This is a genomic window from Mucilaginibacter sp. GW822-FHT03E02, from assembly GCF_058801545.1.
In genome coordinates, this window is the sequence record NZ_JBXANJ010000002.1 from 60,437 (window position 1) to 71,039 (window position 10,603).

Sequence of the window (10,603 nt, forward strand, 5' to 3'; positions counted from 1 at the left end):
TAATTTATTACTCGTGCAGTGCAACAGCAAGCAAGTACCAGGCGGTGTGCGGCAGCCACTGCTCGGCCCAACGCCAGTCGTAGTCCTTGTGAATCTGGGCATATGACAAGTTAAAGTCGATATCGTTTTCATCATACAGGCCCGATGTAATGCCATTTACAATGCCACCGGGTGCATTGGTATATTCAAATGTACCAAAGAAGCCATAAGCCGGATTATTATGCCCCGTGCCTTGCAGCATACTGGCATCAAAGGGATTAAGCCCAAGCACCCAATTCAGCTGATCGACGGCAAAAGTTTCCAATTGATCATGAAATAATTTATCATCAGTAAATAAACCTGCGGCAAGCCTCGCAGCCGTTGCCATTGAGGCTAAACGCGCGTTTTCGCCCTGCCACCATGGCGAAGCATCACTACCCTGCGGAAAGAAAAACGATGTACGCCTGTTACCTAAAGTATCCTGCACCAGCTGGCGGCTATAGCCAAACGGATTGTTCACTTCATTTGTCACCTTCAACTCAAACTCAAATGAGCTTTTAATGATTTTTTTTATAGATGCCTGCATCTCCGCATCGGCATAAGGATAATAATAAACCAGGCTGATTACCGGCAAACCCGCATCTGATGGGTGGAAGAACGGCCTGTCGGTACTATCAGCGCGCCAGTAGTTTTTATAATCCTTCCAGGCTACTAAACGATCCAATAAGTTATTGGCACGTTTAGTAGCAGCAAGCAAGTATTCCGGCTTTTTACTGGCTTTATACAACTCGGTGGCTGCACTTAAAGCACAGTAATCATCGAGGATATTTTCCTTGCCATCAAAGGTCATGAGTTTATTGTTGGCCTCCAGAAATGTAAAGGCTTTTTCGGCAGCCTGTAAATATTGAGCATTGGTAAAATCGCCGTTTACTTTTGAGGTAGATGCCATAGCCAGTGCTGCAATAGCAATTCCCCCGCCCGACCGGTAACTGGCCTGGTAGCGGTGCCAATCGTTATTTTTAGCATCATTTTTTAAGGTTTGATCTTTAGTTTGCTTGATGCGGTAAGATGCATCTTCGGCCCGGATTACCCTATCCTTTGCCAATTTACCGGGGCCAGGAGCGGATACCGACCGATAGAAGGAGCCATTTTTTGCTTGCATTCGTACAAGGTAATCGGCACCATAAACGGCCTCGTCCAAAACCCGGCGGTTGATCTGTCTGAAATCAGTCACCTTTTTTTCATTAAGCAACTCGTTTGTTTTAAACAGGCTATAAACAACCAATGATATTTGCTGCGGATTAAAATACAGCGAGAACGACAAATGCGAAAGGTGTTTTCCGTAATCGCCGGTTGCATCATACCAGCCACCGTGGGCGTCAACCGTATCGGTAGTTTTGCCGGCCAAAAGCAGGTGATGGTCGGCCTTATCAATTTCGCCCGCGCTGCGCTGGCCTTTGAAGTAATAAACCACATCGCTCATGGTAGCTTGCTCTAATACATTTTTACCAATTTTGAACGGATATGAAGTGATTTTTTTACCCGGCAAATCAACCTGTACCCTGTAATTACCAGCGGTGTTAAAGCTGCTAAAGTCAATTGTATAAAACTCCCGGCCTTTCCAGCCTTTCACCTGGCCATTGAATATTGGCTTGCCGGCAAAAACGGTTTTATCAGCCTCATCAAGCAACTCAAATGAACTGACGGCGTATTTTTTATCAGCAACTATGATAGCCTTTTTTGCCTGTGTATCCTCGTAGCCTACCTGGTTGGTGACTACTTTTATGTTTTGAGCGAGAGCCATGACGGGAAGGACTATCGCCATAAATAACGATTGTATTTTTTTATTTATCATAACGTAGGAAGTTATGCCGAATATATGAATTACACAGTTTATTTCATTGCAACAATATTGTGAATACCTGGCACTTAATCGTAAAAGCACACAGGTACTTTAATGTGTTATGGTATTGGCTATATCGGTAAAGGCATCTGTTTGGTTTTTCACATCCTGCGTTGTTGGCGCGGGATCACGAAGCGTAAGGCGGGTAAAAACGTGCAGGCGCGAATTCACCAATTGTACATTTATTTTTGCACCGGTGCTTGTTTTTGCGCCAAGATATATCAAAACCGCGCTTACAGGGTCGGCCGTATCATCTTTATCGGCTTTAAATACTTTTAAAGTGCAATTGGCCGGCAGTGTAACACCATCTTGTAATTGCTTGCGCACTATGTTAATTACATTGTTTAACTGTTGTAACGATTCGTATGGCCTGTAATGAAAGTAATACTTTTCCTCGCCTACGGAGTTATCAACGGTGGTGTAACCAATAACCGGCCCCAGCGGATCTACAAGTGATAAAGTTTTATTGGCCGGAATAATGATAGGATCAACCATAAATACATGCTTAGGTTTAATGTGGTTATTGAAATAACCATCTGCCAGCATTTCCAATATGAGCGTTGCCCCTGTTGATGAACCTGCAAGGCTGATATTGGTATAGCCTTGCTGCTCCAGCTTACTATATTCGTCCATTATAGGCTGCTTCCATACTTGCCAGGTAGCACTTTTAAAGTTGATATAATCTAACCCGTGGCCACCCAGTAATACTTGTGAAATAGCGAAATCTGTTCGACCACCGGCCCACGTCCGGAACTCATTCCATTCAAAAGTAGTAGCACTGTAACCGTGCACAACAATGATGACCGGTTTTTTAGCTTCATCCGGCGTTGGATTGGGCTTTGCAGCCGAAACAAGATATTTTTCGGGTGTGTAAAACGATGGATCGTAAAGTTCGCTGCTTCCGCCCAGCATGTCTGCCGTAAATTTAGGGTCTTTTTTGCAAGCCGGAAATAATAATACGGCAGATAATATAATGAGTATGATTTTCTTCATGGCGTTACAGCTTTGCTATGTTATAGGTTACACTTAACTGGTAAAATACCGGGTATAATGTACCTGCGCCCGATGCACCGTTACCTGTAATTGCGTTATAGCCCAATGAAAGGTTTACTTTTACCGGAAGTTTGAATTGATATGACAGGCCACCATCAACCGAAGCGATAGCCGAGGTATGTGGTAAACTATCAAACATCGGCGAACCATAATCGGCAGTAAAATAACCGAGGTTTCCCCGCAGGAACGGCTGAAGCGCATGCGCGGGTCGGAATTTATAAGTGCCGGATACCAATACATTATCTTGCTTTATGGCGTTGGTGCCCCAGGCAGTACCCAGCCTGCTGGTTACATACGTTACGCCCAATGCCCAGCGCCGGGTGAGGTTGTACTGGCCGGTTATCCCGTTTTCATAGTAAAGGCCGATGCTTTTTTGAAAGCGCAGGCCCACATCAAAAGTGTGTACCTGGGCCGCTGCCGGTTTGCAAAACGCAAAAAACAGCAGGGATAGAACAATGCGAGTATTTTTCATGAGCAATATGTAAGCCGGACTTCGATTAACCGGTAAGGTTTAATTTATAAGCTATTGTGCCGGCTGAAAATCCGGGTGCCCGGCCTGCCATAAAGCAAAGGCGTATTGTGTGGCAAAGTTACGATAGGCAATTTCTTTGTTCTCCGTAAAGTGGCCGTTGTTGTAATTTACCGACATTAATACCGGTTTACCTGATGATGTAGCATTTTGCAAAGCCGCCGCAAACTTTCCCGGTTGCCAAACAATAACACGTGGGTCATTCATCCCTCCTACACAAATCACAGCCGGATAAGCCGTGCCGTCTTTAACATGCTGCAAGGCATCCATCTGGTATAATGCCCGCGATTCAACCGAGTCCTTTACGGTACCAAACTCCTTGGTATTGTTTAATCCGTTTGGCGAATTTTCCATCCGCAGGGCGTTACTGCAACTTACATTACTAATGGCTGCAGCATAAAGGTCGGGGCGCTCGGTAATGGCACGGCCTATTAAAATACCACCGGCGCTGGTCCCCTCGCCTATCAGGTGCTTAGCGCTTGTATAATGGTTATCTACCAGGTATTGTCCCGATGCATTAAAATCCTGCCAGGTATTATGTTTGGCTTTCTTGAAGCCGGCTTTGTACCACAACTGCCCTTTTTCGCCCCCGCCGCGTACGTGGGTTTCGGCAACTACCACCCCTTTATTCATCAGCGCCAGTTCATAAATACTAAAATACGGGGTTGATGAAACGCCATAGGCGCCATACCCTGTCATATAGCAAATTGCGTTACCATCCAGTTTAACATTTTTGTTGTACATAATGGTAAGCGGCACCATGGTTCCATCCAGCCCTTTAATTTCTTTTTCCTCTACCATAATATCGCTTATACCAGGATATTTCAATTTAGGTGTCCACGGGGCTAACTTTTGTTTGCCTGTAAGCGGGTTATAATTGTAAATGGTAAACGGCTGCTTCCACGAGGTTAGGCCCAGCAACACGTCATTACTGGTCACTTCCAGGGGATTTACGTAAGCCTGACCGGTAAAGGGTAATGTAATTTGGGCAGAGTTCCGTTTTGCAAAATTGTATTGGTAGGCAGTTGAGTTAATACCGTCATTAGTGGTAAAATACATATAGTCTTTACTCCTGCTTATGTTATCTATAGTAGCCGCAAGTTCGGGAATTACAGTTTCGGCATCGGCAACATCCAGGTTATTGATATTGGTTTTGGTGATTTTAAATTTTGTGGCTCCCTCATAAGTAAGCATGTATATATCGGCGCCGTTAAAAAAATAATCAGTCACATGATCCTCTGTTTTAAACAACCGCTTCCAGCTTATAATGGGTTTTAATAATTCGGTAGCCGGCGCATAAAAAGCGTTTACATCCTGGTTAACACCATCTAACGATGCCACAATATAATTATGGCCGGCTGTGTAGGTTATCCGGCAAATATCTTCTGTTTTAATGGGCAAGTTAGGATATTTTATCCGGCTAAAAATCAGTTTATCTGCCGATGCTTTTGTGCCAACCACGTGGTACATAACGCGGGTATCGGTCATTGAACTTTCCGCGGTATTGTCGCCGTTATTTTGTAATGTGTAAATAAAGCCCATACCATCCGGCGACCATCCGCTTACTCCAAACCACGATGGGTAGATAGTTTCAGGATACAGCGTTTTAGTATCTACATTCATCACATGGATGGTTGATGTTTCTGATCCGCTTACAGATACCCCAAAAGCTATTTTTTTACCGTCATCGCTCGGCAAAAAATAGTTGATAGAATATTGTTTCCCTTTTACCGGCTTGGGGTCGTACAATAAAATTTCCGTTCCCGTTTCGCCAGGGCGGTAATACAATTTGCCAACATTTTGCCCGGTAATGGTTTTTTTGTAAAAATAACGACCACCCTTTTTCTTCAAGCCACTTATTTTAAACGGCTCCAACGAGTCATAATACTTCAGCGTTTTTACCAAACTGTCCCGGCCGGGAATTTTATCTATGATGCTGTTGGTGTAGTCGGCTTGCGCCTTAAACCATCTTTGAACGGTAGTGTCTTTGGTATCTTCAAGCCAGCGGTAGTTGTCGGTAACCTGCATGCCAAAATAAGTATCAATTACCGGCTTTTTTGGTGTTGCCGGCGCCTGTGCATACAGGTGAGCAGCAATATGCACAGCAATAATGAGGGGCATTATTTGTTTCATTAAGATAAGATTTCCAGCAATTTATGTAATAATTTTTGATAGGGATTAATTTCCAATCAAAAAGCGTAAAAACACTTAAGGCGACGACGTTTAAGTACTCAAATTTCTATTTAGTTTATCAAAAAGACACAGCTGTTTTTGGCTGGCAGAACTTTTAAAAATCAATATCTTTAACCATCAATTATAAAATCATGAAAAAAGCAGGCTTATTCTTCGTATTCACACTTTTATTGGCTTTTCATTCGTTTGGGCAAGACCAAAAGGCTATGTTATACAGCAAAGACCCCCAACTTGCCAAAAACAAAAAACTGGTTTATGATTTTTGGCGCGAGGTGCTTGAAGGCGGCCATCTTGACCTTGCCGCAAAATACCTGCTGCCTACCTACATTCAGCATAACCCCAATGTACCTACCGGGCGGCAAGGGTTTATTAATTTCTTTTCCAAGTTTGCCAAACCTTTAACTATCCAGGCCACAGTCAAAGCTCCGCTGATTTCGATAGTTGCCGAAGGTAACCTGGTGGTGCTTAGTTTCAAGGATGAACGCCCCGATCCAAAAGCAAAAGACAAAAAATATACCACCACCTGGTTTGATATGCTTCGTATAGAAAACGGCAAAATAGCCGAGCATTGGGATAGCGCGCTTAAAGAGTAATATATTTCTTTACGGGCTTCCCTCCCGCTTGTATTTATATAAGCCTTGTCTATTTCGTCAGCGCCTTTTTAACCATTCATCTATACAAAACCACGGTTCACCGATAAACGGTTGCCCCTTGCCCGGTCATTTATCACCTTTGAATCAGTGGCCGGGATATCGGGACATCTTCCGGCTACTGTGTTCTGTTTTTTTTCATAAGGTTGCAAGCGCCCCGTGGTTAATTCCGGGGCGCTTATTTAAACCCCGCAGAACCACCCAAATGAAAAACAAATGATTAACTGAGTTTAACTATTTTAACATGATCAATAATTGGCATTGCAACGGCTGCTATATTTAATAAATTTTTTAACCAGATGATCGTTTCTAAAAAAGCCACTAATATATTCATTCATGCAGCCGGCTGGCTGGTATTCTTTGGCTTTCCGTTGTTATTCATGAACCGTACGCAGCAAAGCAGCAGTAGCACCTACAACGTTATTTTATCGCCCTATTACTGGTTGTTTTGTCTTACCTATATTTTCATGTTTTACTTTAATGCCTGGTACCTGGTACCAAGGTTTGTATTCCATAAAAAATATATTATTTACGGGTTAATCGTATTACTACTGTCGGGCTGCGTATACTTTTTGCAGCCGTTTGATAACCTGCTTTTACATAATTTACTCAAAGAAAAACAAAGCACCACTGCCCCTATAGGTCCGCAATTGATGCCCGGGGCCGATAGTGGTAATGCCGACCCAAAAAATCTTCCTTTCGGGCCGCTGCCTCATGAGGATTTAAGGATGCAGGACCCCAGCCTGAAAAAACCGTCCAACCAAATCATTTTTATTCATCAATCGGGTAATATTGATATGGTAGGCTTGTTTATTTTTATTATTGTAATAGGTTTGGGCATAGCTATGAGTACGGTGCAAAAGTGGCAGCTTACAGAGCAAATGGTGATCAGGGCCGAAGCGGAGAAAACCCATGCCGAGCTATCTTTCCTCAAGGCACAAATCAATCCTCATTTTTTGTTCAATACGCTCAATAATATTTATGCTTTATCGGTAACCGATAGTGAACACACCTCGGAAAGTATTATGAAACTTTCCAATATTATGCGTTACGTAACGGATGAGGTAACTGAGGATTTTGTATTACTGCAAAGCGAGATAGATTGCATTAACGATTATATTGATTTACAAAAGCTGCGCTTAGGAAAAAAAACCAAGTTGGATTTTAACTTTTATGGCGATATGGCACAAAAGAAAGTGCCCCCGTTGGTACTGATGACGTTTATTGAAAACGTGTTTAAATACGGCGTAAGCAAGCACGAACCTTCGGTAATCAGCATAAACTTAAAAGTAACCGACGACAAAATATTATTCACCTGCGAGAATACCATATTTGATAACCGCCCTGCAAGCAGCCGCAAGGGCATCGGCATTACCAATACAAGGCAGCGGTTACAGCATATTTACCCGGGCAGGCACAGGCTAAACATTAGCCAGGAAGCCGCAATGTTTAGGGTTGAGCTGGAAATCGACGCTTAAGTTATAAGTACAAAGTCGGAAGCCATAAGTCGAAATTTGTCTTTTCAGGACTTAGAGCTTAAGACTCCAGACTTAAGACTAACACTCATTTTAAATTGACAAAATACCCCAAGCTTTTTGCCTTATGCATTCAGCTTTTAGCTTTAATTAAATATCATTATGCAGTTAAAATGTGTAGCCATTGATGATGAGCCGCTGGCGCTGGAGATCATCAAAAAATATGTATTAGATTATCCGTCCCTAAAGATGGTAAATACTTTTGAAGACGCCATTTCGGGTGCCGAGTACCTGAAAAGGAACCCGGTTGATGTGCTGTTTGTAGATATTAATATGCCCGACATAACCGGGGTTGACCTGGTGCGCTCATTGGACGAAAAGCCGATGATTATATTTACCACGGCTTATAAAAAATTCGCGTTTGAAGGTTTTGAATTGGAGGCGTTGGATTACCTGCTGAAACCCATCAACAGCAACCGCTTTGGCGCGGCCGTGCATAAAGCCATTGATTATTACCAATTTAAACATACCGATCACAGTGCCGAGGATGAACACATTTATGTGCATTCGGAATACCGGGTGATAAAAATTGGCATCAGGGATATCGAATACATCGAGAGTATGCAGGATTATATTAAAATCCACCTGCTCAGTGCCGAAAAGCCTGTTCTTACGTTGATGTCGCTAAAAAGCATGATCGAAAAAATACCGGCCACCCAGTTCGTCCGCATCCACCGGAGTTTTGTAGTGGCAAAGGCTCAAATCAGGTCGATATACAACCGCAAGGTAAAATTGCGCAATATCGAGCTTCCTATAGGCACCAATTACGCCGATTTCATCAAAGACTGGTCTAAATGATTGCCTTTTAACCGGTTCATCGGCACATTGGGGGTATTAACCGACACATTGTTTTTTAACAGCGGCATTAAGGCGATTTTTATACTATAAACTTATTTAATCCCCTAACAGATGAAAACTACAGGCAGCAAAAAGAAGATCCTGATTTTAGATAAAAACAGCAGAATGTTATCTGTAATTGATGATATTATGTATTATGGCGATTTTGATGTGCACCTTACTTATGATCCTAATGCCATTTATGATAAAGCAAAGGTGATACATCCAGATTTGATCATTTTAGATTATTTACTGCTGGATATGGATTGCGCGTTAGTTTGCCAGGATTTTAAGGACGATGAGCAATTGAGGCAGGTGCCCATAATTGTGGTTACAGCTTTCAAAAGCAAAAAGGCCGAGCTGGAATCATACAAATGCGATGCTTTATTTGTAAAACCATTGGATATGGAATTACTGGCATCACGGATGGAATATTTGATGGCATCGTAATTGGGTTGGAGTAAGTTAATCGAATTGGAGTAAGATAATGGACTTGGATCAACTGAATTTAACCTAATCAACTCAATCCAACCTAATCAACCGAAAATATCAATTTTGTAAAACCCACTTAAACCTATTAAGTTTAGCCTTTTATTATTTACTGTACCTGCAATTATAAATGAAAATTAAAAGTAACATAGCTACCAGCGAAAACGGGTTTATTTTTAACCCTGCAACCGGCGATTCTTTTTCGGGAAATGCCATCGCTGCACTGCTGTTATTGGCTATGAAAAGTGGCAAAACAGAAAGTGAGATAAAGCAAGATATCCTGAACAGGTATAACGTAAGTGAGCGCCAGCTGGATCTTGACTGGGAAGACTGGATGGTACAGCTAAAGGAAGCAAACCTGCTTGAAACTGATGGATAATGCCAAACAAGTACAGTAACTTATGTATTGCAGTTACCGGCCTTAACGCCAATGACAACCCAGGGCCAGGCATGGCGGTTATCCGTTCATTAAGGGAGGCTTTTGGGGCAGGATTAAGAGTTATCGGCTTATCCTATGAGTCGTTGGAGCCAGGGATTTATTTACGGGAATATGTAAACAAAACCTATCAAATACCTTACCCAACAGAAGGTACCGGTGCGTTATTAGAACGATTGGGGTATATCCATCAGCAGGAAAATCTGGATGTTATCATTCCAAATTTTGATTCGGAGCTGTTTAATTTTATCAAGATAGCGCCGCAGTTACAGCAAATGGGCATAGCTACTTTGCTACCTTCGCAACAACAACTGGCCCTGCGGGATAAAGTAAATTTGAAAGATTTTGGAACAAAAAATGGGTTTCATGTTCCTGCTGATCATAAAATATACCATGCCGACGACCTGAAAAAAGCGGCAGATGAATTCAACTTCCCCATGGTAATAAAAGGGAAGTTTTATGATGCCTATGTGGTATATACCATGGACCAGGCCCTTAAAGCCTTTCATCAGCTTAATGCAGCATGGGGAGTACCGGTAATAGCCCAGCAATACATAACCGGTACCGAAATAAATATAGCCGCGCTGGGCGATGGTAAAGGCAACAATACCACCGTAGTGGCCATGCGGAAACTATATATTACCGATAAAGGCAAAGCCTGGGCCGGAGTTACCATCAAGGAAGATAAGCTGATTGAACTGGCCGGCAATTTTGCTAAAGCAACCAATTGGAAAGGTGGTTACGAAATGGAGATCATGAGCAATGCCGACGGGCATTTATATATATTAGAAATTAACCCGCGGTTTCCGGCATGGATTTATTTAACAGCCGCTGCCGGCCAAAACCAGCCCGAAGCCATGGTAAAAATGGCTTTGGGCGATGATGTTTTACCATACACCGATTACCAGGCTGGTAAGTTGTTTGTGCGGTATTCATGGGACCATATTGCCGATATCAGCGATTTTCAACACATCTCGGTATTTGGCGAATTATAATTTG

10 protein-coding genes are annotated in these 10,603 nt (G+C 42.6%); 6 read left to right on the plus strand and 4 right to left on the minus strand.

The features are described 5' to 3' along the window. Positions 1 to 7 precede the first annotated feature (7 nt). The 4 genes from AC1RM2_RS27360 to AC1RM2_RS27375 form a co-directional block, all read right to left on the minus strand. Complete coding sequence (locus AC1RM2_RS27360) at positions 8 to 1,834, minus strand: glycoside hydrolase family 9 protein (protein ID WP_492988335.1); 1,827 nt, start codon at positions 1,832 to 1,834, stop codon at positions 8 to 10. Positions 1,835 to 1,933: 99 nt separating this feature from the next. Next, positions 1,934 to 2,875 carry an alpha/beta hydrolase gene (locus AC1RM2_RS27365; protein ID WP_492988336.1) on the minus strand — a complete coding sequence of 314 codons (942 nt, stop codon included), beginning with the start codon at positions 2,873 to 2,875 and terminating at the stop codon, positions 1,934 to 1,936. Positions 2,876 to 2,879: 4 nt separating this feature from the next. Continuing rightward, positions 2,880 to 3,407 carry a hypothetical protein gene (locus tag AC1RM2_RS27370; RefSeq protein WP_492988337.1) on the minus strand — a complete coding sequence of 176 codons (528 nt, stop codon included), beginning with the start codon at positions 3,405 to 3,407 and terminating at the stop codon, positions 2,880 to 2,882. 51 nt (positions 3,408 to 3,458) lie between these two features. Further along, positions 3,459 to 5,597 carry a prolyl oligopeptidase family serine peptidase gene (locus tag AC1RM2_RS27375; protein ID WP_492988338.1) on the minus strand — a complete coding sequence of 713 codons (2,139 nt, stop codon included), beginning with the start codon at positions 5,595 to 5,597 and terminating at the stop codon, positions 3,459 to 3,461. Between the two features lie 191 nt (positions 5,598 to 5,788). Here AC1RM2_RS27375 and AC1RM2_RS27380 point away from each other — a divergent pair, with 191 nt between their 5' ends. The 6 genes from AC1RM2_RS27380 to AC1RM2_RS27405 all read left to right on the plus strand — a co-directional run bounded on the left by AC1RM2_RS27380 (position 5,789) and on the right by AC1RM2_RS27405 (position 10,599). Continuing rightward, positions 5,789 to 6,250, plus strand: coding sequence for a nuclear transport factor 2 family protein (locus AC1RM2_RS27380; protein ID WP_492988339.1), 462 nt, complete (start codon positions 5,789 to 5,791; stop codon positions 6,248 to 6,250). Positions 6,251 to 6,606: 356 nt separating this feature from the next. Further along, the gene (locus tag AC1RM2_RS27385; RefSeq protein WP_492988340.1) at positions 6,607 to 7,785 is read left to right on the plus strand and encodes a sensor histidine kinase; all 1,179 of its coding nucleotides are present in this window, start codon (positions 6,607 to 6,609) and stop codon (positions 7,783 to 7,785) included. A gap of 159 nt (positions 7,786 to 7,944) precedes the next feature. Beyond that, entirely contained in the window at positions 7,945 to 8,640 is a 696-nt protein-coding gene (locus AC1RM2_RS27390; protein WP_492988341.1) for a LytR/AlgR family response regulator transcription factor, read from the plus strand. 111 nt (positions 8,641 to 8,751) lie between these two features. Continuing rightward, positions 8,752 to 9,129, plus strand: a complete 378-nt coding sequence (locus tag AC1RM2_RS27395) for a response regulator (protein ID WP_090649982.1) — start codon at positions 8,752 to 8,754, stop codon at positions 9,127 to 9,129. Between the two features lie 169 nt (positions 9,130 to 9,298). Continuing rightward, complete coding sequence (locus AC1RM2_RS27400; protein WP_492988343.1) at positions 9,299 to 9,547, plus strand: PqqD family peptide modification chaperone; 249 nt, start codon at positions 9,299 to 9,301, stop codon at positions 9,545 to 9,547. Then, complete coding sequence (locus tag AC1RM2_RS27405) at positions 9,547 to 10,599, plus strand: ATP-grasp domain-containing protein (protein WP_492988344.1); 1,053 nt, start codon at positions 9,547 to 9,549, stop codon at positions 10,597 to 10,599. Before AC1RM2_RS27400 ends, AC1RM2_RS27405 begins: the two co-directional genes overlap by 1 nt. Positions 10,600 to 10,603 lie beyond the last annotated feature (4 nt).